The sequence below is a fragment of the Ruania halotolerans genome, from assembly GCF_021049285.1.
Lineage (GTDB): Bacteria > Actinomycetota > Actinomycetes > Actinomycetales > Beutenbergiaceae > Ruania > Ruania halotolerans.
Window position 1 is genome coordinate 1,909,783 of sequence record NZ_CP088017.1, and the last position, 26,192, is coordinate 1,935,974.

General features: G+C 66.6%; 25 protein-coding genes and 1 tRNA gene. 17 read left to right on the forward strand and 9 right to left on the reverse strand.

From position 1 onward, the window contains the following. The first annotated feature begins 54 nt into the window (after positions 1 to 54). The 10 genes from pyk (at position 55) to LQF10_RS08430 (ending at position 7,923) form a co-directional block, all read left to right on the forward strand. Entirely contained in the window at positions 55 to 1,476 is a 1,422-nt protein-coding gene (pyk, locus tag LQF10_RS08385) for a pyruvate kinase (protein ID WP_231067020.1), read from the forward strand. 18 nt (positions 1,477 to 1,494) lie between these two features. Next, positions 1,495 to 2,184 (forward strand): hypothetical protein, encoded by a 690-nt coding sequence (locus tag LQF10_RS08390; protein ID WP_231067021.1) that lies wholly within the window; start codon positions 1,495 to 1,497, stop codon positions 2,182 to 2,184. A 110-nt stretch (positions 2,185 to 2,294) separates the two neighbouring features. Next, on the forward strand, positions 2,295 to 3,026 hold the full coding sequence (locus LQF10_RS08395; RefSeq protein ID WP_231067022.1) for a hypothetical protein: 732 nt from the start codon (positions 2,295 to 2,297) through the stop codon (positions 3,024 to 3,026). A 1-nt stretch (position 3,027) separates the two neighbouring features. Next, entirely contained in the window at positions 3,028 to 3,720 is a 693-nt protein-coding gene (locus tag LQF10_RS08400) for a hypothetical protein (protein ID WP_231067023.1), read from the forward strand. Further along, positions 3,720 to 4,424: a hypothetical protein gene (locus tag LQF10_RS08405; RefSeq protein ID WP_231067024.1), complete on the forward strand. Its 705-nt coding sequence runs from the start codon at positions 3,720 to 3,722 to the stop codon at positions 4,422 to 4,424. The genes LQF10_RS08400 and LQF10_RS08405 overlap by 1 nt, the downstream gene beginning before the upstream one ends. Before the next feature lie 58 nt (positions 4,425 to 4,482). Then, positions 4,483 to 5,049 carry a 5' nucleotidase, NT5C type gene (locus LQF10_RS08410; RefSeq protein ID WP_231067025.1) on the forward strand — a complete coding sequence of 189 codons (567 nt, stop codon included), beginning with the start codon at positions 4,483 to 4,485 and terminating at the stop codon, positions 5,047 to 5,049. Then, a complete protein-coding gene (locus tag LQF10_RS08415) occupies positions 5,046 to 6,287 on the forward strand; it encodes an arginine deiminase (protein WP_231067026.1) in 1,242 nt (413 codons plus the stop codon). The genes LQF10_RS08410 and LQF10_RS08415 overlap by 4 nt, the downstream gene beginning before the upstream one ends. A 48-nt stretch (positions 6,288 to 6,335) precedes the next feature. Beyond that, positions 6,336 to 6,422, forward strand: a tRNA-Leu gene (locus LQF10_RS08420). A gap of 79 nt (positions 6,423 to 6,501) precedes the next feature. Further along, positions 6,502 to 7,131, forward strand: coding sequence for an ANTAR domain-containing response regulator (locus LQF10_RS08425; protein ID WP_231067283.1), 630 nt, complete (start codon positions 6,502 to 6,504; stop codon positions 7,129 to 7,131). Between the two features lie 87 nt (positions 7,132 to 7,218). Next, a complete protein-coding gene (locus LQF10_RS08430; RefSeq protein WP_231067027.1) occupies positions 7,219 to 7,923 on the forward strand; it encodes a GNAT family N-acetyltransferase in 705 nt (234 codons plus the stop codon). Here LQF10_RS08430 and LQF10_RS08435 read toward each other — a convergent pair. Then, on the reverse strand, positions 7,839 to 8,270 hold the full coding sequence (locus LQF10_RS08435) for a hotdog fold thioesterase (RefSeq protein ID WP_231067028.1): 432 nt from the start codon (positions 8,268 to 8,270) through the stop codon (positions 7,839 to 7,841). The genes LQF10_RS08430 and LQF10_RS08435 overlap by 85 nt on opposite strands. Here LQF10_RS08435 and polA point away from each other — a divergent pair. Then, positions 8,269 to 10,965 (forward strand): DNA polymerase I, encoded by a 2,697-nt coding sequence (polA, locus tag LQF10_RS08440; RefSeq protein ID WP_231067029.1) that lies wholly within the window; start codon positions 8,269 to 8,271, stop codon positions 10,963 to 10,965. The genes LQF10_RS08435 and polA overlap by 2 nt on opposite strands. A gap of 53 nt (positions 10,966 to 11,018) precedes the next feature. On the opposite strand, the gene LQF10_RS08445 is transcribed toward polA, so the two are convergent. Next, entirely contained in the window at positions 11,019 to 11,864 is an 846-nt protein-coding gene (locus LQF10_RS08445; protein ID WP_435531440.1) for a class I SAM-dependent methyltransferase, read from the reverse strand. A 282-nt stretch (positions 11,865 to 12,146) separates the two neighbouring features. Between LQF10_RS08445 and rpsA the strand changes: the two genes are divergently transcribed. The 3 genes from rpsA (at position 12,147) to coaE (ending at position 15,608) form a co-directional block, all read left to right on the forward strand. Then, on the forward strand, positions 12,147 to 13,643 hold the full coding sequence (rpsA, locus tag LQF10_RS08450) for a 30S ribosomal protein S1 (RefSeq protein ID WP_231067030.1): 1,497 nt from the start codon (positions 12,147 to 12,149) through the stop codon (positions 13,641 to 13,643). 97 nt (positions 13,644 to 13,740) lie between these two features. Then, on the forward strand, positions 13,741 to 14,367 hold the full coding sequence (locus tag LQF10_RS08455) for a pyroglutamyl-peptidase I (protein ID WP_231067031.1): 627 nt from the start codon (positions 13,741 to 13,743) through the stop codon (positions 14,365 to 14,367). Between the two features lie 8 nt (positions 14,368 to 14,375). Beyond that, positions 14,376 to 15,608, forward strand: coding sequence for a dephospho-CoA kinase (gene coaE, locus LQF10_RS08460; protein ID WP_231067032.1), 1,233 nt, complete (start codon positions 14,376 to 14,378; stop codon positions 15,606 to 15,608). 52 nt (positions 15,609 to 15,660) lie between these two features. Here coaE and LQF10_RS08465 read toward each other — a convergent pair whose 3' ends face one another. Then, positions 15,661 to 16,731 (reverse strand): serine hydrolase domain-containing protein, encoded by a 1,071-nt coding sequence (locus LQF10_RS08465; RefSeq protein WP_231067033.1) that lies wholly within the window; start codon positions 16,729 to 16,731, stop codon positions 15,661 to 15,663. 80 nt (positions 16,732 to 16,811) lie between these two features. On the opposite strand from LQF10_RS08465, the gene LQF10_RS08470 reads away from it, so the two are divergent. Further along, entirely contained in the window at positions 16,812 to 17,330 is a 519-nt protein-coding gene (locus LQF10_RS08470; protein ID WP_231067034.1) for a PadR family transcriptional regulator, read from the forward strand. Here LQF10_RS08470 and LQF10_RS08475 read toward each other — a convergent pair. From LQF10_RS08475 to LQF10_RS08495, 5 genes are all read right to left on the reverse strand, one after another. Then, on the reverse strand, positions 17,273 to 18,598 hold the full coding sequence (locus LQF10_RS08475; protein WP_231067035.1) for an MFS transporter: 1,326 nt from the start codon (positions 18,596 to 18,598) through the stop codon (positions 17,273 to 17,275). The genes LQF10_RS08470 and LQF10_RS08475 overlap by 58 nt on opposite strands. 121 nt (positions 18,599 to 18,719) lie before the next feature. Next, on the reverse strand, positions 18,720 to 19,316 hold the full coding sequence (locus LQF10_RS08480; RefSeq protein ID WP_231067036.1) for a TetR/AcrR family transcriptional regulator: 597 nt from the start codon (positions 19,314 to 19,316) through the stop codon (positions 18,720 to 18,722). A gap of 108 nt (positions 19,317 to 19,424) precedes the next feature. Next, positions 19,425 to 20,501: a TRM11 family SAM-dependent methyltransferase gene (locus tag LQF10_RS08485; protein WP_231067037.1), complete on the reverse strand. Its 1,077-nt coding sequence runs from the start codon at positions 20,499 to 20,501 to the stop codon at positions 19,425 to 19,427. A 270-nt stretch (positions 20,502 to 20,771) separates the two neighbouring features. Then, complete coding sequence (locus LQF10_RS08490) at positions 20,772 to 21,200, reverse strand: OsmC family peroxiredoxin (RefSeq protein ID WP_231067038.1); 429 nt, start codon at positions 21,198 to 21,200, stop codon at positions 20,772 to 20,774. A gap of 112 nt (positions 21,201 to 21,312) precedes the next feature. Further along, on the reverse strand, positions 21,313 to 22,032 hold the full coding sequence (locus LQF10_RS08495) for an alpha/beta hydrolase (protein WP_231067039.1): 720 nt from the start codon (positions 22,030 to 22,032) through the stop codon (positions 21,313 to 21,315). A 40-nt stretch (positions 22,033 to 22,072) separates the two neighbouring features. Between LQF10_RS08495 and uvrB the strand changes: the two genes are divergently transcribed. Beyond that, positions 22,073 to 24,154 (forward strand): excinuclease ABC subunit UvrB, encoded by a 2,082-nt coding sequence (gene uvrB / locus LQF10_RS08500; protein ID WP_231067040.1) that lies wholly within the window; start codon positions 22,073 to 22,075, stop codon positions 24,152 to 24,154. Positions 24,155 to 24,178: 24 nt separating this feature from the next. Here uvrB and LQF10_RS08505 read toward each other — a convergent pair whose 3' ends face one another. After that, positions 24,179 to 25,165 carry an N-acetylglucosamine kinase gene (locus LQF10_RS08505; protein WP_231067041.1) on the reverse strand — a complete coding sequence of 329 codons (987 nt, stop codon included), beginning with the start codon at positions 25,163 to 25,165 and terminating at the stop codon, positions 24,179 to 24,181. An 82-nt stretch (positions 25,166 to 25,247) separates the two neighbouring features. Between LQF10_RS08505 and LQF10_RS08510 the strand changes: the two genes are divergently transcribed. Next, positions 25,248 to 26,150 (forward strand): MurR/RpiR family transcriptional regulator, encoded by a 903-nt coding sequence (locus tag LQF10_RS08510; protein WP_231067042.1) that lies wholly within the window; start codon positions 25,248 to 25,250, stop codon positions 26,148 to 26,150. Positions 26,151 to 26,192 lie beyond the last annotated feature (42 nt).

Sequence of the window (26,192 nt, forward strand, 5' to 3'; positions counted from 1 at the left end):
CGCCCGCGTAGCCGGACGCCCCGTGCGACCGGTCGGAAGGCATAAGGTTGACGTATGCGTAGAGCCAAGATTGTGTGCACGTTGGGACCGGCGACGGAGTCCCCTGAGATGGTCCAGGCGCTCGTCGACGCCGGGATGGACGTGGCGCGGATCAACCGCAGCCACGGAGATGCGGATGCCCACGCCGCCGTCATCAAGCGAGTGCGGGAGGCGGCGGAGGCCTCCGGCCGCGCTGTGGCCGTGCTCGTCGATCTGCAGGGGCCGAAGATCAGGCTGGGCCGGTTCACCGACGGTAAGCACTATCTGGCCGAGGGGGACACATTCACGATCACCACCGAAGACGTCCCAGGCACGAAGGAACTCGTCTCGACGACGTTCAAGGGCCTTCCCGGTGACGTCAACCCGGGCGACGCGATCCTGATCGATGACGGTCGTGTCACCGTGCGGGTGACCTCCGTGGACGGACCGCGGGTCGTCACCCGGGTCGAAGTCCCCGGACCGGTCTCCAACAACAAGGGACTGAACCTGCCCGGGGTGGCCGTCAATGTGCCGGCGCTCTCGGAGAAGGACGCCGACGATCTGCGATGGGCACTCAAGCAGGATGCGGATTTCATCGCACTCTCCTTCGTGCGCTCGGCCGCGGACTATGACGACGTCGCCGCCATCATGTCCGAGGAGGGACGCACCGTCCCGGTGATCGCAAAGATCGAGAAGCCGCAGGCGGTGGAGAACCTGCCGGAGATCGTGGACGCCTTCGACGGCATCATGGTGGCGCGCGGCGACCTCGGCGTGGAGCTACCGCTCGAGCAGGTCCCCATGGTGCAGAAGCGCGCCACTGAGCTCGGCCTGCGCAACGCCAAGCCCGTGATCGTGGCCACCCAGGTGCTGGAGTCGATGATCAGCTCGCCCCGGCCCACCCGGGCGGAGGCGTCCGACTGCGCCAACGCCGTGCTGGACGGAGCCGACGCCGTGATGCTCTCCGGCGAGACCAGCGTGGGGGAGTTCCCGATCGACTGCGTCCGGACCATGGCGCGGATCATCGAAAACACCGAGGAACATGGTCTTGACCGCATCGCCAAGCTGCGCGCGACTCCACACACGCGTGGCGGCGTGATCACCAAGGCTGCTGCGCAGATCGGTGAGACCCTCGGCGTCAAGTACCTGGCGTGCTTCACTCAGTCCGGTGACTCGGCTCGGCGGATGTCGCGCCTGCGCTCGGCGATCCCGCTGCTCGCCTTCACCCCCGTGCCGGTGGTGCGCAATCAACTGGCGCTGAGCTGGGGCGTGCAGACGTTCACAGTGCCGCAGGTGCAGCACACAGACGACATGATCAACCAGGTTGACGTGGTGCTCAAGGATGCCGACCAGGTGCACGAGGGTGACAACCTCGTTGTCGTGGCGGGTATGCCTCCGGGCGTCTCCGGCAGCACGAACTCCATCCGTGTGCACACCGTGGGTGAGGAGTTGGGCGGCTGAGTTCGCCCTGACCACACCATGACGACGGCGATCGCCCGGACCACCGGAGCGGTCGCCGTCGTGCTGGTACTGGCGGGCATCGTGAGCGGATGCATCGACGCGGCGCCCGCAGATCAGAATCCTGCCACCACGGGAGCCGAACGGGGCAGTGAGCAGAGCCCCCCGCGTGCCGGGGACGGTGCGTCGAAACCCACGATGCCTCCGCAGCTCGCCGAGTGCGGTGAAGGCGACGACAAGTCCCGCACACCGGAGTTGGCGGCGGCGACCTGGAGCACTCCGGCGGGCTTCGCGCAGGCATCGGGATACTCCCAGATCGCGCCCATTGCCCCCACGCACACGGACTGGTACCTGGTGCCTGAGGAGCCCGGTGACGGGGTGGAGGTGATCGCCGTCGTGCACTACGAGGACGTACCCGCGCGCCTGAGCGATGAGTGCGGTGTGGTTGATCGCCAGGCTGTGAACCATCTGCTCGAGCAGTGGCGTGCGGATGCCGGTGTCACCGTCTCCGACGTCGTCTGGACCAGGGTGGCCGGGGCGGACGCGGTACAGCAGACCGAACAGTATCCGGGCCGCGATTTCACCGTGCGCACGACCGTGTTCGTGGGGACAGGAGAGCTGCTGACCGTCTCCTGCCAATGGACCTCCCGCCGTGAACTGATGGTGACAGGATGTGAGGAGTTCCTCGCTTCGGTGCGCCTGGAGGGGTGATCCGGGCAGTTGTCCCCACGTCTGCACGCGAACTCTGCCGGGTGGGCGGGGTATCTTGCCTCCAGCAAGGTGGTCGACGAGACGGGAGCGCGTGCGTGCGCAGGTCCAGGATGCGAATCGGTGCGGGGCTGTTCGGCGCCGCGTTGCTGACCGGGTGCGGCTTCGTGGAAGGCACTCCCATCGGCGGGGAAGGAGCCGACGAAGCGTCGAGCGAATCCGAGTCGTCGGGGCCGGGATCTTCGGGCGCGCCCGGAAGCGATGCGACCATTCCGCCTCAGCTGCTGGAATGTGGATCACGATCCGGCGATGCGGAGAGATCCGAGGAGAAGGGCGGTGGCGACGGTGGTGACGAAGAATCCCTCGTGCTCACCGACACCGATCTGACCACCGTGCGGTGGTCGACACCGGCAGGTTTCGCCGAGGCCGTCGGCTACTTCGAGGACAACCCCGTGGAGCAGCTCGACACGCTCTGGGTCGCTGAGCCGACCGACGGTTCGGTGCCGTCCCGGAACGTTCTGAACGTGGCTGTCTACGTCGGGCTGAACTGGGGGCAGCAGGCGGAGCAGTGCGATGAAGTTCCACTGTCTGCCGTTCAGGAGCGCCTCGCCGGGTACATGGAGCAGATCGACGCCGAACTCCTCGGCGAGGCGGAGATGACGGAGGTGGCGGGCCTGCCAGCCATCACCCAGCGCGTGCGGCTCGCCAGCTACGACTACCTCGGGTACTGGCTCTTCTCTCAGGAACATCTGGTGCACGTGTACTGCCAATGGACCGACGCACAGCACCAGGAGCTCATCGAACAGGGCTGTGCGGATCTGGTCCCGACGGTGCAGGTCGGCTGACGTGCACCGGACAACGAGCGCCGTGGCCGCGGGCGCCATGGCCGTGGCACTGCTCACGGGGTGTCAGCTGATGCCAGGCACCTCGGGCCCTGACTCGACCGGCCCGGAGAACACGTCCGCGTCCGACACAGGCGCCGGAGGCTCGGGTGACGGTCCGCACACCATTCCGCCGCAGTTGCTCGAGTGCGGGGAATCCTCCGACCCCGAGGTGCAGCTGACAGATGCGCTCGTGGCCTCCGACGGCCAGTGGTCGGTGCCAGCCGGATACCAGCCGGCCGAAGGCTACTACGACGACCTCGCCTACGAAGAGCAGTCGTTCCTGGAAACGCTCGTCCCGGAGAGCCCCGGCTACCACACCCTGGACCTGCTCGGTGTGATCGGGTACGTGGGTTTGGACTGGGGCCAGTATGCGCGCGAGTGCAACCGGGTACCGGTGGAGGCGATGCTGGAGCGGGTCGCGGAGTACGAACGGGCACTGGGAGCCGAGGCTATCGATGATGCCGAACTGACCGAGGTGGCCGGGCTGCCCGCCGTGACCCAGGCGATGGAGATACCGAGGTACACCTTCCGGGGCTACTGGTTGTTCTCGCAGACTGAACTGCTGTTCATCGGCTGCCAGTGGACCAGCGATCACGCACGTGAGGAGATCGAGATGGGTTGTGCCGAGATCGTGGGAAGCGTCCAGGTGGGATGATGACGATCACAGGACGACGAATCGGTGCCGCAGCGGTGGTGGCTGCCGTTCTCGCGCTGACCAGTGCGTGCCAGCTCGCGGGCGACCGGGATCTCACCGGTGAACCGACTCCGGCACCCTCTGGTGATGCACAAGGCGGCGACGCGGCCGGTGGCGACGGCCCCAGAACGATCCCCCCGCAGTTGCAGGAGTGTGGCGAAGGCGCGCCATCGGAGGGTGAGCTGCAACTGGCCGACCTGGACCTGAGAACCGCAGAGTGGTCGACCCCCACGGGGTTCACTGAGGCCAGCGGCTACCACGAGGACAACCCGGTCGAAGAGCTGCACTCGGCGTGGTATGCCGAGCCGACAGACCCCGCGATCCCACGACTGAACGTGATCCAGGTGGTGATCTACACCGGGCTCGACTGGGATGACCTGGCCGACTCGTGCGGGCGGGTGCCCCTGGAGGCGGTGGAAGAACAACTGGGACGCTACCGCGAGCAGATCGATGCCGAGCCCTTGAGTGAGTCCGAGATGACCGAGGTGGCGGGCCAGCCGGCGATCACCCAGCAGATCGGGCTGGAGCGCTACTCCTACGTGGGCTACTGGCTGTTCTCCCAAGACCAGTTGCTCCACGCCTATTGCCAATGGACCGATGAGAGTGCCCGCGAGGTGATCGAACCCGCGTGTACACCGCTGGTGGAGAGCATCACGGTCGGCTGATCGACGCCGGTTGTCCATGGCAGAGTAGAGGCACTGCGGGCGAACGAGGAGGTGCGCGGTGGGAAAGCCGATGGTCGTGGGTGTGGACATCGATGACGTCCTCTACGACTGGTCGGGCCGCGCGCACGCACTCTGTGTGGCCGCCGGGATCGCCGGTGACCGCACCAGGATCACCACATGGACCCCGTACGAGGAATACGGCTGCCCGGCCGACTCGTGGCACGCCGTCATCCATCGGGGGGTGCACGAGGGGACCCTCTACTCTGCCGATCCGCTCCCTGGCGCGGTCGCGGCGCTCCGCGCCCTCGTCGAGGCGGGACATCACGTGCAACTGATCACCGCTCGCGGCTGTGGCGAACTCGCCGACCTGGTGCAGGAGCAGACCCGCGCCTGGGTGGCCAGGCATGACCTGGCACATCATGGCCTGACGTTCTCGATGGACAAGACCGTGCTCCGCACGGACATCTTCGTCGACGACAACGCCGACAACGTGGCGCACGTGTGCGCCGCAGGAACCCGTGGCTACCTGATGAACCGGCCCTGGAACGCCCACGTCGAGCACCGCGATCGCGTTCACCACATGGAAGAGTTCGTGACGGCAGTCCTCTCCGAAGGGCAGAGATGACTACCCACGGCGTACATTCCGAGGTGGGCCGGCTGCGCAAGGTGCTCGTCTGCGCTCCGGGTCTCGCGCATGAGCGCCTCACCCCCTCCACCTCCGATGCGCTGCTCTTCGACGACGTGCTCTGGGTACGTGCCGCGCAACAGGACCACGCCGATTTCGTCGCCCAGCTCACTGACCGGGGTGTCCAGGTCGTGGAGCTACTCGACCTCCTCACCGAGAGCATGGCGCTGCCGCAGGCGCGGCACTGGCTGCTGGAACGCATGATCGAGCCGAATACGGTGGGTCTCGGCCTGGTCGCGGACACACTCGCCTACCTGGACACGTTGCCGGCCAGCCAGGTGGCCGAGTACCTCATTGGCGGACTCGCCACCTCGGACCTGCCGGGTGAGTTCCGGCCCGCGTACCTGGCTCTGGCCGCAGGCGGGGGCACACCGCAAGCGGAGTACCTCATCCCGCCGTTGCCGAACATGCTCTACACCCGTGACACCACGAGTTGGCTGTACGGCGGGCTCACCCTGAACCCGTTGTACTGGCCGGCCCGCCGGGGCGAGACCCTCCTGATGAAGGCCATCTACACGTTTCACCCGGACTTTCGTGCCGACCGCATCTGGTGGGGTGATCCCGAACACGATTGGCGCCAGGCGACTCTGGAGGGCGGGGACGTGATGCCCGTCGGTGATGGTGTTGTCCTGCTCGGGATGGGGGAGCGCACCTCACGTCAGGCCATCACCCAACTCGCCTCGGTGCTCTTCGATGCCGGGGCCGCACGGCAGGTGGTGGTGGCGGGAATGCCGAAACTACGGGCCGCGATGCACCTCGACACGGTGTTTACCTTCGCCGATCGCGACGTGGTGACGTTGTACCCGGCCATCATGGACGGTGTGCGGGCCTTCAGCCTGTACCCCTCGGACACTGCACCGGGCCTCGAGGTCCGCGATGAGGGAGTGGGCACCTTCGTCGATGTGGTGGCCCGGGCCATGGGTCTGGATGCGTTGCGGGTGATCGAGACCGGTGGGGACGCCTACGCCTCGGAACGCCAGCAGTGGGACAGCGGGAACAACGCCGTGGCCGTCGAACCGGGGGTGGTGTTCACCTACGACCGGAACACGGTGACGAACGCCCTCCTGCGTGGCGCGGGCATCGAGGTGATCGAGATCCGCGGCGGTGAACTCGGCCGCGGCCGTGGGGGCGGGCACTGTATGACCTGCCCGATCGCCCGTGACGCACTGCAGTGGTGAGTCCGTTGTGCCAACGAGCCCGCAGGTCGCGCTAGGATGGCCGATCGCGCCCCGTTGGCGGAATAGGCAGACGCGGTCGGCTCAAACCCGGCTGCCCTCACGGGCGTCCCGGTTCGAGTCCGGGACGGGGCACCACCTTGACGATGCGCACGTTAGGATCGCTTCTGTGACGGATGAGACCACCGGCGGGACGCCGGAGAAGAACAGCGCTGACTTGCTCGACCTCGATCTGCCGGAGAGCGCGCCCGAGGAGGCACCGAAGCCTGTTGCGGCCCGGCGTGCCGTGGTGGCCGAGGACGAGGCGCTCATCCGGCTCGACGTGGTGGAAACGCTGGCCGAGGCAGGCTACGAGGTGGTCGGCGAGGCAGGCGACGGCGAGACAGCCGTGGCGCTTGCCACTGAACTCAAGCCCGACATCGTGGTGATGGACGTCAAAATGCCGGTGCTCGACGGCATCTCTGCAGCCGAGAGGATCACCAAGGCGCGGATCGCTCCGGTGGTTCTGCTCACTGCGTTCTCCCAGACCGAGCTCGTCGAGCGGGCACGTGACGCCGGAGCCATGGCCTACGTGGTCAAGCCGTTCACCCCGGGCGACCTGCTTCCGGCCCTTGAGATCGCCCTGTCCAGGCACCAGGAAATCTCCGCGCTCGAGTCCGAAGTTGCCGACCTGACCGATCGGTTCGAGACCCGCAAGCGGGTGGACCGCGCCAAGGGTCTGCTGATGACCAAGATGGGCTTGAGTGAGCCCGAGGCGTTCCGATGGATCCAGAAGACATCCATGGACCGCCGCCTGACCATGCGCGAAGTCGCCGATGCGGTGATTGATCAGGTGGGCGCCGCATAGCAGCACGGTGTGCGAAGGGCTCCCGGGCACGCGCGATGCGGCGTAGCCTGTGCCACGGTATCCGTCCAAGGAGGAGGTGCGAATCCGGTGAAGTTGATCACCGCTCACGCCCGGCTCGCCGAATCCAGTGATCTGGCCGCCGTCCTGACATTGCTGCAGCTTGCGCGAGCCGATTCTCCGCTGGGTCCGCAGTTCGTCGCCCCGGAGACGGCGGGGCTGGAGGCGCACCTGCGCGCCTGGTTCGAGATGCCGGAGAGCAGACTGGTGGTGGCCGAGGCCGATACGGAACTGATCGGCCTGGCGCTGCTGCAGTGCATCTCTCCGGGATTGTTATGTGATGTGCCGTACGTGCAGGTGGAGGCGCTCTACGTGCACTCTGCCCACCGTCGCCGAGGCGCCGGGCGGGTGCTGATGCAGCACAGCGCCATCGAGGCCGCCCGCCATGGGGCCGAGCGCATCGTGACCGTCCCGCTCACGGGTGCGCGCAGTGAGCAGCGGTTCTTCTCCGGCCTCGGTTTCTCTGCGGCAGGCGCCCGCCGGGTGGCCGAGACCGCCTCGGTACTGCGGCGGTTGGAAATGGCGCCGGCCACCACGAGGGAGCGGCGCCCTCGTGCGCTGGACGAGCTGATCGCGCGGCGCCGCCGTAGTCGCGGGTTGCCTGAGACGCCCGCACGCGGGGTAGATCTAACCGCGCTGGCAGAGCGTTCTCAGGCTGAGTCGAGGATCACACAGGTCAACCGGGCCGTGCAGACCCGGCGCCCAGATTCTTCATCGACCACCGCGATCTCATAGCTCGCTGTGGAGCGGCCCAGGTGCACAGCCTCGGCCGTCCCACGCACCCATCCTGCACGGACGGCGCGGTGATGGGTCGCATTGAGATCCAGTCCGACGGCGGCGCGCGCCGGCCCCGCGTGCAGCGTGGCCGCAATGGAAGCCAGCGTCTCTGCGAGTGCGGCTGAGGCGCCGCCATGCAGGAGACCTGCGGGCTGGGTATTACCGACCACCGGCATCCGGCCCACCGCGCGCGCAGGAGTGGTCTCCAGCAGTTCGATGCCGAGCTTCTCGATGAGGGTCCCGTGCGGGTTCCAGCCTGGGTGATCATCCGGCGGCGGCTGAATCGGATCGGCAGTGTCGGTCATGCGCTCTAGGCTGTCAGGTGTGAGTGACACTGCGCGACCCCGGCTCCTGCTCATCGACGGGCATTCGATGGCCTACCGTGCCTTCTTCGCCCTCCCGGCTGAGAACTTCTCGACCACTACCGGGCAGACGACGAACGCCGTCTACGGCTTCACCTCGATGCTGATCAACCTGCTGAGGGACGAGGCACCCACGCATGTGGCCGTTGCTTTCGATGTCTCCAGCCAGACCTTCCGCAAGGAGACGTATGCGGACTACAAGGGCACCCGGGATGAGACGCCCCAAGAGTTCCGTGGGCAAATCCCACTGATCGAGGAGGTGCTCGCGGCACTCGGGATCACCACGCTCGGCCGCGAGGGTTTCGAGGCCGATGACATCATCGCCACGCTGTCCACCCAGGCAGTTGCCGCCGGCTATGAGGTGCTCATCTGCTCCGGGGACCGGGACACCTACCAGCTGGTCAACGAGACGGTCACCGTGCTCTACCCGCGCAAGGGTGTCTCCGACCTCGTCCGGATGACTCCGATCGCCGTCCAGGAGAAGTACGGCGTCTCACCTGCTCAGTACAGCGACCTTGCCGCGCTGGTTGGCGAGACCAGCGACAACCTCCCGGGTATCCCCGGTGTCGGACCGAAGACAGCCGCGAAGTGGATCCTTGCGTACGACGGACTCGAAGGCATCGTCGCGAATGCGCCATCGATCCCCGGCAAGGCCGGGCAGGGCCTACGCGACCACCTCGACCAGGTGCTGCTGAACCGCCAGTTGAACCAGCTCCTGCTGGATATGGATCTTCCGGTCGGTGTGGACGACCTCCCGCGGCGCCCGTTCGAGCGTGAGCAGGTGCACCAGGTCTTCGACGCGCTCGAGTTCCGTGTGCTGCGGGACCGACTGTTCGAGATGGAGCCGCAGGACGCCGAGTCCGCGACGGCCGAGTCCTTCGACCTGGACATCACCGCTATGACGCCAGGCACGTTGACAGACTGGCTGGGCACACACGCCACCGGCCGCGTGGGTGTGGATGTCCGGGGCAGTGTGGCCTCCGGGAGCGGGGACGCCTGGGGCATGGCCATCGCGGCCGAGGGGGGAGCTGTGCTCACCGTGGACCTCACCGAAATCAGCCCCGACGACGAGAGCGCCCTGGCCACCTGGCTCGCCGACGAGCAGCGGGAGAAGGTGTTGCACGACGCCAAGGCCGGCTGGCACTGCCTGGACGGGCGTGGCCTGACACTTGCCGGGGTCACCTTCGACACCGCCACCGCGGCCTATCTGTGCCACCCCGACCAGCGGTCCTACGCCCTGGCCGACCTCACGGTCCGGTTCCTCGGCCGCGAGCTGCGCAATGAGGACGGTGATGGTGCCCAGCAGATGCTCGTTCTCGACGGGCCGGACGAGGCGGAGTTGAGCGCCGTTCGCGCCGCTGCCGTGATCGACCTCGCCGGAGTACTCACCGATCAGTTGACCGAGCGGGACTCACAGGCCCTGCTGACCGATCTCGAACTTCCGGTGGCCGGGGTACTCGCACAGATGGAGAAGGCGGGGATCGCGGCTGACTCGGAGTACCTCCAGGGTCTGGAGCGTGAGTTCGATCAGCACGTCCGGGACGCTGCCGCTCAGGCATACAAGGTGATCGGGCGCGAGGTGAATCTCAGCTCACCGAAGCAGCTTCAGGAAGTGCTCTTCACCGATCTGGAGATGCCCAAGACCCGTAAGACCAAGACGGGTTACACCACTGACGCCGATGCTCTCGCCGATCTGTACACCAAGACCGAGCATCCGTTCCTGGAGCATCTGCTCACCCACCGGGACCAGATTCGGCTGCGGCAGACCGTGGAAGGACTGCTGCGGACAGTGGCCCCGGATGGCCGCATCCACACCACGTACTCGCAGACGATCGCAGCCACCGGGCGCCTCTCCTCGGCAGAACCGAATCTGCAGAACATCCCGATCCGGACCGAGGAGGGGCACCGGATCCGGGCCGCGTTCGTGGTGGGCGAGGGATACGAATCGCTGCTCACCGCTGACTACTCCCAGATCGAAATGCGGATCATGGCTCACCTCTCCGGCGATGAGGGCCTGATCGAGGCGTTCCGTTCCGGGGAGGACCTGCACTCCTTCGTCGGCTCACGAGTCTTCGGGGTGGACCCTGCGGACGTCACCGCACCGATGCGGTCGAAGATCAAGGCGATGTCCTACGGCCTCGCATACGGCCTCAGCGCGTTCGGACTGTCCAAGCAGCTCAAGATTGAGACCGGCGAGGCGCGCGGGCTGATGGAGGAGTATTTCGAACGATTCGGCGGAGTGCGCGACTACCTCGCCTCAGTGGTGGACGATGCTCGGGTGAACGGGTACACCCAGACGATTCTTGGACGTCGTCGATACCTGCCCGATCTGACGAGTGACAACCGTCAGCGCCGAGAGATGGCCGAACGGATGGCACTCAACGCACCGATCCAGGGCAGCGCTGCGGACCTGATCAAGGTCGCGATGATCGGCGTGCAGGCGGCTTTCGCCGAGCGCGGGCTCGGTTCGCGGTTGCTGCTTCAGGTGCACGATGAACTGGTCGTGGAGGTTGCACCGGGGGAGGCCGAGGCAGCTGAGGCCGTCCTACGGGAGCAGATGGGCGCGGCCGCCGAGCTGGCCGTCCCGCTTGAGGTGAGCGTGGGCACTGGGGCGAACTGGCGCGACGCCGGGCATTGAGGCGCCTATCTGGGCCTATCCGGACCTGCAGAGCCGGCCCCACCTGGCAGGGTTCAGGCCCGCCTGGTGACCAGGATCAGCGTTCCCGGCAGGATCGCTCCCCGCAGTGGCCCCCATCCGCCCCAGATGTTGCGGTTCTGCTCCGGCCACTCCGGTTCCACCAGATCGATGACCTCGAACCCCGCGGCGACCACCTCGCGGACATGGTCGCCCACTGTCCGGTGGAACTCCGCGTAGACGCACTGGCCGGCCTCGTCGAACTCGGTGTAGGGCGCGCGGTCGAAGTACGAACGTACGGCCGTCAGCCCGGTGGGGGTCGGGTCGTCCGGGAACGCCCACCGCAGCGGGTGCGTCACCGAGGCAACCCAGCGTCCGCCCGGTCGCAGCACCCGTGCCGCTTCCTGGTGGACGCGGCCGGCATCCGGAACGAACGGAATGGCGCCAAATGCGGTGAACACCACGTCGAACGATGCATCTGCGAAGGGGAGGTCGCGAGCGTCCGCCGTCACGAACGGCACCGGTACACCGGTGGCGTCATCGAGCCTCGCTGCAGCGTCGGCCATCCCCGGAGCCACGTCCGTTGCCACGGCGTCCACGCCGCGAGCGCGGAGCCAACGCGAGCACTGGGCTGCGCCGGCACCGATCTCAAGGACTCGGACATCGCGCAATGACTCGAGTGAACCAAGGAGCGCCGCATCGGATTCACGCAACCCCTCCGGGCACCAGCAGAAGTCAGCAGATCCCAGAAACCCGCCATGTTCGTCGAGGTACTCCGAGGCAGTCTGGCTCCACCATCGCGCGTTGGCCGCGGCCGCCATCTGTGCCGTGGGCGGGTCAATCTGTTCGTATCCGGCCCGGGCCGGTCGATCGCTGGGGAGCGGCTCGTCAGTGGAGTCCATCGGGCCATCATGCCCGCGCGAAGCCTCCCGGCGTGGAGTGCTGCCCCGTCCACGTCGGTCACGCCACCGGCCCTTTGCCAGGTCATTGGCTGACGGGGTAGGATTGACGCGGTTATTCGTGCGTTCCTGCGCCCAGCTCGGGTGCGGTGCAGAGTCCGGGGAGCATCTCTCACTGGATCGCCTGCCGCCCATGAAGGTCGTGGGTTCTCATGTGTGCCGTGCGAGATGCATCCCGCAGTCCCTGTTCCCACTATCCCTGTCCACAACGGAGTCCAACACTCAATGACTATCACTAGCCCGGCCACGACGAGCGCACCGCAGGTCGCGATCAACGACATCGGCTCGGAAGAGGAATTCCTCGCAGCCGTCGATGCGACCATCAAGTACTTCAATGACGGTGACATCGTCGAGGGCACGGTCGTCAAGGTCGACCGAGACGAGGTTCTCCTCGATATCGGCTACAAGACCGAAGGCGTCATTCTTTCCCGCGAACTCTCCATCAAGCACGACGTCGACCCGGACGACGTTGTTGCCGTGGGAGACGCCGTCGAGGCCCTCGTTCTCCAGAAGGAGGACAAAGAGGGTCGTCTCCTGCTGTCCAAGAAGCGCGCGCAGTACGAGCGTGCCTGGGGCACTATCGAGAAGATCAAGGAAGAGGACGGCGTCGTGACCGGCACCGTCATCGAGGTCGTCAAGGGCGGCCTCATCCTCGATATCGGCCTGCGGGGCTTCCTGCCGGCCTCTCTGGTGGAGATGCGCCGGGTCCGCGACCTCCAGCCGTACATTGGCCAGGAGATCGAGGCCAAGATCATCGAGCTCGACAAGAACCGCAACAACGTGGTGCTCTCTCGCCGTGCCTGGCTGGAGCAGACCCAGTCCGAGGTCCGTTCGACCTTCCTGCAGACCCTGCAGAAGGGCCAGGTTCGCCCCGGCGTGGTCTCGTCGATCGTCAACTTCGGTGCGTTCGTCGACCTCGGCGGTGTGGATGGTCTGGTGCACGTCTCCGAGTTGTCCTGGAAGCACATCGACCACCCGAACGAAATCGTGGAGGTCGGCCAGGAGGTCACCGTCGAGGTGCTCGATGTGGACTTCGACCGCGAACGGGTCTCCCTCTCGCTGAAGGCCACTCAGGAGGACCCGTGGCAGGCCTTCGCCCGCACCCACGCCATCGGGCAGGTCGTGCCGGGTAAGGTCACCAAGTTGGTGCCCTTCGGTGCGTTCGTGCGCGTCGAGGACGGCATTGAGGGTCTGGTGCACATCTCCGAGTTGGCTCAGCGCCACGTCGAGGTGCCCGAGCAGGTCGCGAAGGTCGACGACGAGGTGTTCGTCAAGGTCATCGACATCGACCTCGAGCGTCGCCGGATCTCGCTCTCGCTCAAGCAGGCCAACGACGGTGTGGACACCGCCGGCGAGGACTTCGACCCGTCCTTGTACGGGATGGCTGCCGAGTACGACGACGAGGGCAACTACAAGTACCCCGAGGGTTTCGACCCGGAGACCAACGAGTGGCTTGACGGCTACGAGACCCAGCGCGAGGCCTGGGAAGAGCAGTACGCCAAGGCGCACGCTCGCTGGGAGGCGCACAAGGCTCAGGTGCTTCGGGCCATCGAGGCCGACGCCGAGTCGGCCAGTGCTCCCGCTCCTGCTGGTGCCAGCACCAGTGCCAGTGCAGAGCCGGCCGCTGAGTCCTCCTACACCTCGGCCCCGGTCGAGGGCGGTGGCACTCTCGCCTCGGACGAGGCACTTGCTGCGCTTCGTGAGAAGCTCACCGGCAACTGATCCACCGGTCGTTCGACCCGGCCCGTCACCTCTGCTCGAGGTGGCGGGCCGGTCTCGTTCCGGCCGATCGTCCCACGCAAGGTCATAGAATGGCGTCGTGGCTGATGCTCCCGCCCCTGTGCTGCTGACCGGCTTCGAACCCTTCGACGGCGCCGCCGCCAACCCCTCGATCGATGCCGTCCGCCTGGTCGCCGAGCAGTGGGACCGTACCGAACCTCTGGTGACGGCGGAGCTCCCGGTCTCCTATCAGCGCGCCACTGAGCACCTCGAGCGCCTCATCACAGACCACGAGCCCGCCCTCGTCGTGGCGGTCGGCCTGGCGGGAGGTCGCCAGGAGATCAGCCTGGAGCGTCTGGCCGTGAACCTGCAGGATGCGCGCATCGCAGACAATGACGGCCACCGGCCCGCTGACGCGCCTGTGATCGCCGGCGGTCCGGCAGCTCGCTGGACCTCGCTCCCGGTCAAGCGTGCACACCTCGCGTTGACCGAGGCGAAGATACCTGCGGGGCTCTCGATGACGGCCGGCACGTTCGTCTGCAACGCCCTCTTCTATCGACTGAACGCATGGGCCGAGGAGGCGGGCGAGAGGCGGGCAGGCTTCGTGCACGTACCCTCGGCCGAGATCATGGATGTGGCAGTGGTGGCTCGAGCGCTGCGACTCGTGCTCGAGACCGCCCTCGACCCGGCTCCCGATGTGCCGGTACCCGCCGGAAGTGCTTCGTGACCTGCACCTTGAGTATCGGACTCACGGGCGGTATCGGTGCCGGTAAGTCCAGTGTGGCGCGCTTGCTCGCGGAGCGTGGCGCGGTAGTGGTGGATGCCGACGTGCTCGCACGCGAGGTCGTCGCACCCGGGACGCCGGGGCTGGCGGAGGTGGTGGACGCCTTCGGCGTGCACATACTCGGCGCGGACGGTGCTGTGGATCGCCCTGCGTTGGGGCGCGTGGTGTTCGCTGACCCTGATGCTCGCGCGCGGCTCAATGCCATCGTGCACCCGCGGGTACGGGAGGCCGCCGCCAGCCGGGCGGCTGCCGCAGCACCAGGATCGGTGGTGGTGCACGACATCCCCCTGCTCGTGGAGAACGACCTCGGACCGGATCATCATCTGGTGCTCGTCGTCGGAGCGTCGCAGCAGGTGCGGCTTGAGCGGTTGGAACGCGACCGTGGAATGGGGCCCGATGATGCGCGGGCTCGCATGGCGGCTCAGGCGGAGGATTCCGAGCGCCGGCGGGTGGCGGACATGTGGGTCGACAACACCGGCACTGTGGAGGCGACCGCGGCGCAGGTGGAGCGCCTGTGGTCGCAGCGGATCATGCCGTACGCGGAGAACCTGCTCGCCGGTCGGCGCGCCGAACGAGGGGCTCTCGTGTTGGCCACCGGTCCTGGCGAACCACGGCCCTGGGCGGTGCAGGCCGAGACGGTACTCGAGCGACTTCGCCGCGTCGGTGGTGCCGCGATACAGACCGCCCACCACGTGGGCTCCACTGCAGTGCCGGGTCTGGTGGCCAAGGACGTCCTCGATCTGCAGATCGGGGTGGCCGACCTCGAGGTGGCCGACGAACTCGCCAGTGTGCTCGCTGTGGCAGGTTTCCCGGGGCTACCTGGTGCGTGGAGCGACAGCCCGAAAGCGGATGATCGGGGCGAGACCGGATCTCGCGAGTCGGAACCCGGGGCCAGATGGGAGAAGCGTTTCCATGCCAACGCTGACCCGTGCCGGGCGGTGAACGTGCATGTGCGTGTTGCCGGAGGGCCGGGATGGCGCTTCGCGCTGATGTTCCGGGATTGGTTGCGCGCCGATTCCTCCGCGCGCCAGGAGTACGCGCGTGTCAAAGAGGAGCTGGCACAGCAATGGGAGACTACGGCCGGCTACGCCGAGGCGAAGGAGCCCTGGTTCGACCGTGCCTGGCCGCGGATGCGGGAATGGGCGAGCGCTACAGGCTGGACCCCACCGCCGTCATCGAGGTGAGCTGACGGCGCGGGCGAGTCGCTGATGATCGCCGGATCCGCCGCGGCCGGCGTCATTGCGGCGCAGCGATGAGGCGCGCGATCGTGATGTGGGTGCGAAAACTCTGACTCATCGCGCTCGTGGAATGGAAGTTGAGCACCACATGGGCCCGCTGCTGCGGGTAGAAGAACATGTGCGTGGCAGAGGCACCGATGCCTCCTGCCGGTTCGGGGAGGCCGCGCAGGAACGGCGGCATGAACCCGCCGAACCGAATCGTGGCGAGTCCGGCGCCGTAGTGTATTCCCGGGCGGAGCCGGTTGCGTGGCCGTCGGAGGTGGTCGAGGTGTTCGATGGCAATGAGTCGACCCGCATGGAGCGCCTCCTGAAACCGCACGAGGTCCGCAGGGGTCGTGACGATCCCGCCGTCGGCCCGGCCGACGCTCAGACAGAGCGAACGACTGAGCTCCTGACCAGAAATCCATATCGGCGCGATCTCCAGGTCGGTGAGATCCTCGGGCATCGTGGCATCGCCGTGAGGAGTCGAGGTGTCGTTCATCGCGCAGGCGTCGAAGACGTGCTCGCGTAGCGCCTGCTCGAATCGTGATCCGGTGATTTCCTCGACGATCCGACCGAGCAGCGTGTACCCGGTGTCCGAGTAGCGGAAGCGCTCCCCAGGATGAGCGACCGGTGGGAGACCTCGAGTTGAGGCGAGGATCTCGGGCAATGTCCATCGTCGATCGAGATCGGCGGTGAATCTCCGGGCCGAACTGGCGGCGGCGTGCCTACGTGAGGTGACGAAGTAGTCCGGCAGGCCGCTGGTGTGCGTGAGCAGATGCTCGACGGTCACGTCCGCGGCAATGTCGACACCAGGAGCGGCAGGCAGCCCGTCGATATCGGCGAGCGGAAGTACGGCCCCCACCGGGGTGTCGAAAGTGAGCCGACCCTGTTCGATGAGAACGGTCACGAGTGTCGCCGTCAGCACCTTGCTGACGCTGGCCGCATAGAAGCGCTGGGTGAGCTCACCGTGCTCGAACTCCCAGTCCGGGGTGCGGATCAGCACCTGCGGGGCCGGCATCGGGTCGCGGCGAGAGGTGAGGCGTTCGAGGCTGGTGCGGAGCCGGTCCAGGCCAGGGGGAGTTGCCATTCTTCTTCTCCTCGTGAGGGGTCTCATAGAGATGTCTAGTAGCTATGTCTACGAGAGTCAAGAGGTGCTACCGTGAGCTCATGGCTCACGTGATTCTCGGCCTGCTGCTGATCGGCCCGCAGAGTCTCTACGGTTTGGTCAAAGCCTTCGAGGCTGGCCCCTCGCTGTTCTACAGCGCCAGTTCAGGCAGCATCAAGCGTGCATTGGATGGCCTGCTTGCCGACGGTCTGATCGAGGTGGTCAGCAGTGATCCCGGTGCGCGTGGCAAGAAGGTCTACGGCGTCACTGACGCCGGAGCCGCCGCGTTCCGCCATTGGATGACGAGTGAGATCGTCGGTCCCGATCTTGAAACCGCCATCCTGCCCCGGCAGTTCTTCCTCGGCCTCATCGCCCCGTCAGAGCGCGCCGAGGTCCTCCGCCTGATCGTCGCCCGGATCGAGACTGATCTCGCTCGACTGGAGTCTCTCGATCAGCATCTCGACACACTCGAGGTGCCGGACGGATACCAGGACATCGCCGCGCACCAACGTGCAACGCTCAGTTACGGTCTCGACTCCCATCGGTTCGCCGCTGACTGGTTCCGCGCGCGATTGGGGTAGGCGCCGTCGTCGCCGGGCACCGTCCCGTGGTGCATTCGTGTGCCCTCGCGCAACGCCGCTGATCCGTCACTCGCATCGACCACACTCGTGCTGCTCGCCGATGATGGCTCTCCGGGTGAGTGTGGTGCAGCCCGGGTGGCGGCCATGATTGCCGGGACCATGGCGAGGAGCGCGAGCACTGCGAGGCCGGCACCCACCCACAGCGGTGCTCGGAGGCCGAAGGAGTCGATACCCAGACCGCCGATCCAGGAACCGATCACGACGCCGAGGGTGATGAATGAGGAGTGTGCCGTGTTGACGAGGGGGCCTGCATTGCCCGCCTGCTGCACCCGGGTGACCATCGCCGGATTCAGAGTGATTCCGACGAGGCCGATTCCGATCATCGCGATGATCGCGGCCGCGGGAGATTCGGCGAAGATTGCGAAGCCGACGAGGAACACGACGTTGAGAAGCAGTCCGCCAACGATCACCGAGATCGTGTGCGAGAGCGCAAGGCGTCCCACGGCCACGTTGCCGGCGACAGTCGCGACCCCGTACCCAAGCAGCAGCAACGGGATGATCTGCTCGGAGAAGCCCGTGACGTTGGTCAGGATCGGCGTGAAGTAGGAGAACGCGGCGAAGGTTGCCCCGATGATCAGTGTCGATGTTGCCATGATGAACCACAGGCGGGCGTTCCGGAAGACGATGAGCTCGGCACTGAGGCCGCCGGTGTGCTCCGACGGGGCAACCCGCGGTAGTGCGAGCGTGGTCGCGATGGTGATAGCCACGGTCAGGATGCCGATTGCGATGAAGGCGGATCGCCACCCGAATTGGTCGCCGATGAGCGTTGAGAGCGGTAGGCCGAGCGCCGTGCCTAACATCAGGCCCTGCAGCGCGAGGCTTGTTGCCCGTCCGCGCAGCTCCGGCGTGGTGATCTGGGCGACTGTGGACAGTGCGACGCCGAAGAATGCTCCAGCGGTCGCTCCTGTGATGAGTCGTGCGATGAGGATCGTGCCGTAGTTGGCCGCCGCCGCTGCGAGGGCGTTGCCGAGGAAGAAGACGATGAACAGCACGAGCAGCGCATCGTTGGTACGCAGGCGCAGCACAGCGAGAGTCAGTGCCGGGCCGCCGAGCGCCATGGCGAGGGCGAAGGCGGTAATGAGGTATCCGATCTGCGGGATGCTGGCGCCGAGATCCCTCGACATCTGCGGCATGAGGCCGCCGACGATGAGTTCGCTGCAGACCATCGCAAAGATGCCGAGGGTCATCAGGTAGACGGGTCGGGGCATGAGTTGAACCATCCTGAAGTGGGCCGAGGTCACGTTATGAACAGATTAGTACAGAATCAGGCAATCTGAATCGATCAGTCCATAATGAGGATGTGCCCGTGCGGACGGGACGCCCGCATCCTTAGGCAGCGAGCGTGAGCACGGCGGTCGTGGCGAGGGTGTCCAGGACCTTCCGGTCGGCGCCGGACTGCGCCGAGATGCGCATTCCGGAGATGAGAGTTGTCACATACCAGGCCACGTCGTCTGGGTCCCGGTCCTCGACGATCGAACCGTCACGCTGCCCACTCAGCACCGCGGCGCTCAATGCGGAGAGCCGCCTGCGCAGGTCGTCTTCGATGAGCTGGGCGACTTCAGGGTTTCGATTGGCGAGCGTGGTGATGGTGTTGACCGTGAAGCAGCCTGAGGTATCGCCGGCCGCCAGTTTGGTGCCCTCGTCCTCGGCAATGGCGCTCAGCAGTGAGCTGATCCGCTCGAGTCCGCTCTTGCCTGGCACATGGAGATGTGCATCCTGCCTGGCACTGGTCGTCGTCACGTAGTGCATCAACGCTCGGCGGAACAACACCTCCTTCGACTGAAAAGTGTTGTAGAGACTGCTCCGGTTGAGACCTGTTGCTCGGCACAGATCCTCGGTGGATGTGCCGTCGAATCCCTGTGCCCAGAACGTGCGGCAGGCAGACTCCACTGCTCGTTCCTCATCGAACTGCCGTGGCCGTCCCATCCGCTCATGCTAATGGTCTCTGGATGCATCAGGCCACGATGGCCGGCGCCTTCTCCACGCGCGAATTCGGGTCCTGCGTGGTCGCGTTGTGAGGCGCCTCCTGGGGAGTCAGGTGGCTGGCTTGGCCATGACGATTCGAGGGTGCTGACCGGCAACGGCCACATGATGATTCGCGATGATGCGCCACCGTGCGTCACCCATCACGGTCTGTGCCTGCCCGGGGGTGAGGATAGCGACGAGCATCCCTGTCGGGCGCAGCATCCGGCACCAGTGTCGGACGTGCGCGTCGAAGTCCGCCATCGGCAGCCGCAGACCCCAGGGCGGATTCGTGATGATCCGGTCGAAGCAGTCACCGGTTCGGTAGACGTGGCGGGCGTCGCCAACCTGCCAGCTGACGCTCGTTTGCGCTGGCGTGTTCGCTCGGGCAGCCTCCACGGCGCCCGGGTCGTGGTCGAGACCGGTGTATGCCGCCGTTGGGCATCCGTGGCGGGCTTCGAGCACGATCGTGCCGGCACCGCAGAATGGGTCGAGTACACGATGTCCGGGTCCGATCCGTGCCAGTCGAGCGAGAGCCGCGGCCACTGGTGGATGCAGGCTGCCGGTCACGGTATGGCCCCGCCAGTCGCGTCGATGCAGGGGTGCGTCGAAGGGGCGAACCGCCACCCGCGCCCGGGTGCCGTCGAAGACCACCCGCCAGTCGGTTCGTTCGGATGGTGGGCGCGTGCCATCCCGCCGCGAGTAGTACACGGCGCCCGTGCGCTCGGCGATCACCGCCCCGGTGAGGTCTTCGATGTCGAATCGGCTGTACGTGCGCTGACCGACGAATGATGCGCTCACCGACAGCGCCTCGCTGGCGCCATGTGCCACAGGGATGGTGAGAGCGTGCCGGAGCGCTCGGGTCAGCGGCTGCAGGCCCGCTCTGGTTCGGCCGGGATCGGGCACGTCGGCACCGATGACGAAGAGGTCGTCTGCTAGCCGAGGTGGATCCGTGACGATTCTGGCCGAATGTGGGCGGATGATGAGTTGGCGCGGTGCTGTGTCGATCATGTGGTGGCCGGCGTCGATCAACTCGGCAGCGGTGGAGCGTTCGAGGCCGGTGACGGTGCGCACCAGCACGCTCACAGGCAGGCCGGCGGCGACTGCGTGCGTGATCGACTCTGCCGCGCCAGGGCGCACAGAGGGCATGGGGTGTTCTCCCGGTAGCGGTCGGGAGGGACCATGCGGTCCGCTCCCGCATCGCTAGCCGCGGGCGAAGCCTCGAACTGGCTAGCGGATCGCTAGCTCAGGTGGAAGAACGTGACCATGAGATCAATGCTTGCACAGTGGCACGCGTCAACGACACCGAATAATGGGTTCACCCGCGGTGCCGACGACCGGCCGGTCAATCCGGCGTGGTGGAGTGATCGATGGGAACGGCCGGCCCGCTGCCGGCGGACCGGCCGTTCGCCTGTCGTGTCAGGAGGAAAGGGTCGCCGTCAGGGTGATGGGGGTTGCCTTGAGCGCGCCCGAGACCGGGCAGCCTTCCTTGGCGGCGTTGGCGATCCGCTGGAAGTCGTCTTCGCTGATCCCGGGCACAGTGGCAGAGACGGTGAGCGCGATGCCGGTGATCCCGGTGCCGGGTACGAAGGTGACCTCCGCCGAGGTGTTCACCGTCTCGGGCGGGGTGTCGTTGCTCGCCAATTCGTTCGAGAATGCCATCGAGTAGCAGGAGGCATGTGCTGCGGCGAGTAGTTCTTCCGGGGTCGTCGTGCCGGCACCGGGTTCGGTGCGGGCCTTCCAGGACACATCGAATGTGCCCAGGCCCGAGGTGTCGAAGGTGGTGCGGCCGGAGCCGCTGAACAGGTCTCCGGTCCAGACGGTGTTGGCGCTACTGGTGACGGACATGGATCCTCCCGAGGGTTGATGGTCCTGAGGTCCCCATCCTGCCTCCTCCGGCGGTCCGGTCGCAGCATCGCCCCTTCCCGACGGCGGCCGGCGAGCAGGTGGAGTGCCTCTCCTAGGCGTGGAGGTGCGTTGTAAGAAAGGCAATGACCTCGTCTACCTCGGCCGGTGCGATGCCATGACCCACCGGATAGACGCGGGAGGTGAGCCGCGTGTGGGCGGTGAGGAACGCCGTCGTGCGTTCGATCGCTGCCGGCGGAATCAACGGATCGGCACTCCCGCGGCCGTAGAACACGGGCGGACGGATCTGCGCGAGCGCCTCATCGCCACCCACCAGCCCGGGGACCGTGAACCCGGAGAGGACCACGCCACAGGCGAACAGCTCCGGGTGGTGGCGAAGCAGGTGGGTGACCATCGCCCCACCTTGGGAGAAGCCGAGCAGGCCAACAGGCCCGTGCGTGCGGGCCAGTGCCTGGGTGCGTTCCAGCCAGCGCATCACCCCAGCGGTGGCCGCGGCCGCGAGGGCCGGATCGGGGGAGCCGGCGCGCGTGACATCCTCGATCGGGAACCACGCGAAGCCGGGCCCGGCAGGCAGGGGCGCGCGCAGGCTGGCGACCACCGGGCCGCTGACGCCAGGGTCGCTCGAGGTGATGGTGCGAAGCAACCCGGTCAGGTCACGCTCGTCGGCGCCGTAACCGTGCATCAGGACCAGCAACGGGCGGTGGGCGAGTGCAGTGGGCAGTTCGCCCCGCGGGACCGACCACAGCACCGCCTCCTCGTCCACCGCGAGTAGAGCCGGGTTCGAGGCTCGCGCGTTCGAGTGCACAGGTTCCACGAGAAGGAGAATGTCACACCGCGCGCGTACCGTAAGAACTATGCGTCCCGTCACCGATCTTCAGCGCACCGTCGCCCCGCTCGAGGTGGTCTCCGAGTACCAGCCCGCGGGGGACCAGCCCGCCGCCATCGCTCAGCTGACCGAACGTCTGAATGCAGGGGAGAAGGACGTGGTGCTCCTCGGTGCCACCGGTACCGGGAAGTCAGCCACGACGGCCTGGCTGATCGAGCAGGTGCAGCGCCCCACGCTGGTGATGGCGCCGAACAAGACGCTCGCCGCACAGTTGGCCACCGAGTTCCGCGAGCTGCTGCCCAATAATGCCGTCGAGTACTTCGTCTCGTACTACGACTACTACCAGCCTGAGGCCTACGTACCGCAGTCGGATACCTACATCGAGAAGGACTCCTCGATCAATGACGAAGTGGAACGCCTCCGGCACTCCGCCACGAACAACCTGCTGACCCGGCGGGATGTGGTGGTGGTGGCCTCCGTCTCCTGCATCTATGGCTTGGGTACCCCCCAGGAGTACGTGGACCGGATGGTGCAGTTGCGTGTGGGGGACCAGGTGGAGCGGGACGATCTGCTCCGCCAGTTCGTGACCATGCAATACACCCGCAACGACATGGCGTTCACCCGCGGCACGTTCCGGGTGCGTGGGGACACGATTGAGATCATCCCGGTGTACGAAGAGCTGGCCGTGCGGATCGAGATGTTCGGCGATGAGATCGAATCGTTGGCGGCGCTCAACCCGCTGACCGGGCAGGTGGTGCGCTCGGAGCAGGAGATCTACCTGTTCCCGGCCACGCACTATGTGGCCGGACCGGAGCGGATGGAGCGCGCGATCACCTACATCGAGAGTGAGCTTGAGGAGCGGCTCGCTGCGCTGGAGTCACAGAACAAGCTGCTCGAGGCACAGCGTCTGCGCATGCGCACGACGTACGACATCGAGATGATGCGGCAGATCGGCTCGTGCTCGGGGATCGAGAACTACTCGCGGCACATCGACGGGCGTGCGGCCGGCTCGGCCCCGAACACGCTACTGGACTATTTTCCTGAGGATTTCCTCCTCGTGATCGACGAGTCGCACGTGACCGTGCCTCAGATCGGAGCGATGTACGAGGGCGATATGTCCCGCAAGCGCACGCTGGTCGATCACGGCTTCCGCCTGCCGAGTGCGATGGACAACCGTCCGTTGCGCTGGGAGGAGTTCCTCGAGCGCATCGGTCAGACCGTCTACCTCTCGGCCACGCCGGGTGACTATGAGTTGAGCCAGTCCGACGGCGTCGTGGAGCAGATCATTCGCCCCACCGGTCTCGTGGACCCGGAAGTGGTGGTGAAGCCCACCCAGGGCCAGATCGACGATCTGCTCGCCGAGATCAACGAACGGACCGCGAGAGACGAGCGTGTCCTGGTGACCACGCTGACGAAGAAGATGTCCGAGGACCTGACCGACTACCTCCTCGAACGCGGGGTGCAGGTGCGCTACCTGCACTCCGAGGTCGATACCCTGCGCCGGGTCGAGTTGCTGCGCGAGTTGCGGATGGGAACTTTCGACGTGCTGGTCGGGATCAACCTCCTCCGGGAAGGGCTGGACCTGCCCGAGGTGTCCTTGGTGAGCATCCTTGATGCCGACAAGGAAGGGTTCCTGCGTTCGGGCACCTCGCTGATCCAGACCATCGGTCGCGCCGCGCGGAACGTCTCCGGGCAGGTGCACATGTATGCAGACCGGGTGACGGCGTCCATGGCACACGCCATCGACGAGACCAATCGGCGCCGGGAGAAGCAGCTCGCCTACAACGCCGAGATGGGGATCGACCCGACGCCGCTGCGCAAGCGGATCGGTGACATCACCGACATGCTCACCCGAGAGGACCTCGACACTAAGGAGCTCCTCGAGGGCGGCTATCGGCAGGCCAAGGGAGGCAAGAAGGCACCGGTGCCCTCAGGACGGCACAGCCTCGCCGGCGCCGCTGCGAGTGACCTCGCGGACCTGATCCAACAGCTCAACGATCAGATGCATGCGGCAGCCGAGGAGCTCCAGTTCGAACTGGCCGCGCGCTTGCGCGACGAGATCTCCGACCTGAAGAAGGAGCTCCGGCAGATGACCTCGGCCACGGCCTGACGCGGCCGGTCCGAGTGGCCGTCATCAGGAGCGTTGGGCCGCGACCGTCTCGCTCAGGCGCGCGAACGTGGCGGGCGAGACGGCCACGCCGCCACGTCGAAGCGCCAGCGTCGCGGCTCCGACCAGGCCATCGGATGTGAGGAGTGGCTCCTGGCCGGGCAGTGCCTCGGCAACGATTGCCGCGACCGTGGGCTGCTGGGCGAGGACGCTGCCGCCAAAGACCAGCGGCCCCGGGATCTCCGGTACCACCATGGCCGAGAGTGCCGCGTGCAGGTCCTTCGCGGCCGCGCGGATGATGGCGATGGCGCACGGGTCACCGTCGGCAGCGGCCGTGAACGCGAGCGGGGCGAGCCGTGCCAGCTCCACGGGGCGCCAGGTGTAGAGCAGATCGACCGCGTGCTGGACCGCACCGGGTCGGCCCTCCACCTCGGCGGGAGCATCCGGGTCGAGGTCGAGGGCGGCCAGGAGCGCGGGGGTGAGGGCAGTAGGTTCGGCCCTCCCATCCAGCGCAGCGAGTCCTGCCCGCACCACCTGCTGCCCGATCCAGAAACCCGAACCGGCGTCACCGAGTAGCCAACCGAGGCCGTCCGTGACAGCCTCCAGCTCGAACCCGCGCACTCGAACCGCCACCGCGCCCGTACCGGCCACCACGGCGTAGCCGTCCGGTTCCGCGGTGGCGGAGAGAAATGCGGCAAGCAGGTCCGGTTCCAAGGTGAGGGAGACGGGGATTCCCGCCGCATGCAGAGGATCGTTGAGCCAATCCGCGCGCCGCGCCACCCGGCTGCCCGCCATCGCCGCGATGCCGCCGACCAGGTTGCTCGGATCCAACCGCGCATGCTCGAGTGCGCGGCGGGTGGCCAGTAGCACCTGAGCTGCGGCGTGATCGGGGCCCGCGCTGATGGGATTGCCACTGCCTGCACGTCCCACACCCGCACATGTGCCGTCGGCGAGCACCACGGCTGCGCGCGTGGAGGTGCCTCCCGCGTCGATCCCCAGATAACAGTTGGTCACGATTCCTCCGATTGGCTTGACGTGCGCATCGACTGAGAATACCTTTCACGTACTTCATCAACGAAGCGAGAGGGATTTTCACGTGCGGAACGCTCCGACCGAGGTCGAACGGACTCTCCGGGTAGCTGAGCGTATCCATGCCAACCGGCCGTTGATGTCAGCCGCGATGGACAAGATCGCGACGGTCCTGCTCGACGATCCCACGGCGCCACTCGAACTCTCAATTACGGAGCTGGCTGAGCGCGCGGGCACCTCACCGGCCACGGTCACCCGGTTCTGCCGGCAGCTCGGCTATCCGGGATATGTGCAGTTCCGGGTGGGTGTGGCCACCGACTCGGGCAGGGGAGACTCTTCGGGATCGGAGACCTGGCGAGCAGAGATGGGCCGAGCACTCGATCCGGACGATTCGCCGGACGATGTGCTGCGCGCTCTGCTCAATGCGCACGTACGGTCATTGCGTGCGACGGCGGACGTGCTCGACCTCAATGTGGCCGCGGGAGTTGCGAAGCGCATCAGCGGCGCGAGGCACCTCGATATCTACGGCACCGGCGGCAGTTTCTCCATGGCGGACGAGATGCGCACGCGGCTCTACCGCATCGGAGTGAACGCCCACGCGTGGGGAGACGTGCACGCCGGACTCGCCAGTGCCTCGATCCTGGACGACCAGGCGATTGCGATCGGCATCTCCAACAGTGGCCGCACCCGGGAGACCACCGACATGCTCGAACGGGCGAAGTCAGCCGGCGCGCACACGGTGGCCATCACGAGCTTCGGGAACTCGCCATTGGCGCAACTGGCCGACGATTGCCTGCTCGCGTCGGTACCGGAGCAGTACCTCCACCCCGCCGACCTGTCGGCGAAGCACTCACAGCTCTTCGTCCTCGATGTGCTGTACCTGCTCGTTGCACAGCTGGACTACACCGCGACAGTCGCGCGGATCGCCGCCTCGGCCGATGCCGTAGCCAGCCATCGACGTTCAGACTGACCACGACCCGCTCTTGCGTTTCTACCGTTCGCACCCCCGCAC

What these genes read in the sequence shown, in the direction of transcription:
- pyk (WP_231067020.1), top strand. Translation starts at nt 55, where the DNA reads ATGCGTAGAGCCAAGATTGTGTGCACGTTGGGACCGGCGACGGAGTCC.
- LQF10_RS08390 (WP_231067021.1), top strand. Translation starts at nt 1,495, where the DNA reads ATGACGACGGCGATCGCCCGGACCACCGGAGCGGTCGCCGTCGTGCTG.
- LQF10_RS08395 (WP_231067022.1), top strand. Translation starts at nt 2,295, where the DNA reads ATGCGAATCGGTGCGGGGCTGTTCGGCGCCGCGTTGCTGACCGGGTGC.
- LQF10_RS08405 (WP_231067024.1), top strand. Translation starts at nt 3,720, where the DNA reads ATGACGATCACAGGACGACGAATCGGTGCCGCAGCGGTGGTGGCTGCC.
- LQF10_RS08415 (WP_231067026.1), top strand. Translation starts at nt 5,046, where the DNA reads ATGACTACCCACGGCGTACATTCCGAGGTGGGCCGGCTGCGCAAGGTG.
- polA (WP_231067029.1), top strand. Translation starts at nt 8,269, where the DNA reads ATGCGCTCTAGGCTGTCAGGTGTGAGTGACACTGCGCGACCCCGGCTC.
- LQF10_RS08435 (WP_231067028.1), bottom strand. Translation starts at nt 8,270, where the DNA reads ATGACCGACACTGCCGATCCGATTCAGCCGCCGCCGGATGATCACCCA.
- LQF10_RS08445 (WP_435531440.1), bottom strand. Translation starts at nt 11,864, where the DNA reads ATGGACTCCACTGACGAGCCGCTCCCCAGCGATCGACCGGCCCGGGCC.
- rpsA (WP_231067030.1), top strand. Translation starts at nt 12,147, where the DNA reads ATGACTATCACTAGCCCGGCCACGACGAGCGCACCGCAGGTCGCGATC.
- LQF10_RS08465 (WP_231067033.1), bottom strand. Translation starts at nt 16,731, where the DNA reads ATGGCAACTCCCCCTGGCCTGGACCGGCTCCGCACCAGCCTCGAACGC.
- LQF10_RS08470 (WP_231067034.1), top strand. Translation starts at nt 16,812, where the DNA reads ATGGCTCACGTGATTCTCGGCCTGCTGCTGATCGGCCCGCAGAGTCTC.
- LQF10_RS08475 (WP_231067035.1), bottom strand. Translation starts at nt 18,598, where the DNA reads ATGCCCCGACCCGTCTACCTGATGACCCTCGGCATCTTTGCGATGGTC.
- LQF10_RS08480 (WP_231067036.1), bottom strand. Translation starts at nt 19,316, where the DNA reads ATGGGACGGCCACGGCAGTTCGATGAGGAACGAGCAGTGGAGTCTGCC.
- LQF10_RS08485 (WP_231067037.1), bottom strand. Translation starts at nt 20,501, where the DNA reads ATGCCCTCTGTGCGCCCTGGCGCGGCAGAGTCGATCACGCACGCAGTC.
- LQF10_RS08490 (WP_231067038.1), bottom strand. Translation starts at nt 21,200, where the DNA reads ATGTCCGTCACCAGTAGCGCCAACACCGTCTGGACCGGAGACCTGTTC.
- uvrB (WP_231067040.1), top strand. Translation starts at nt 22,073, where the DNA reads ATGCGTCCCGTCACCGATCTTCAGCGCACCGTCGCCCCGCTCGAGGTG.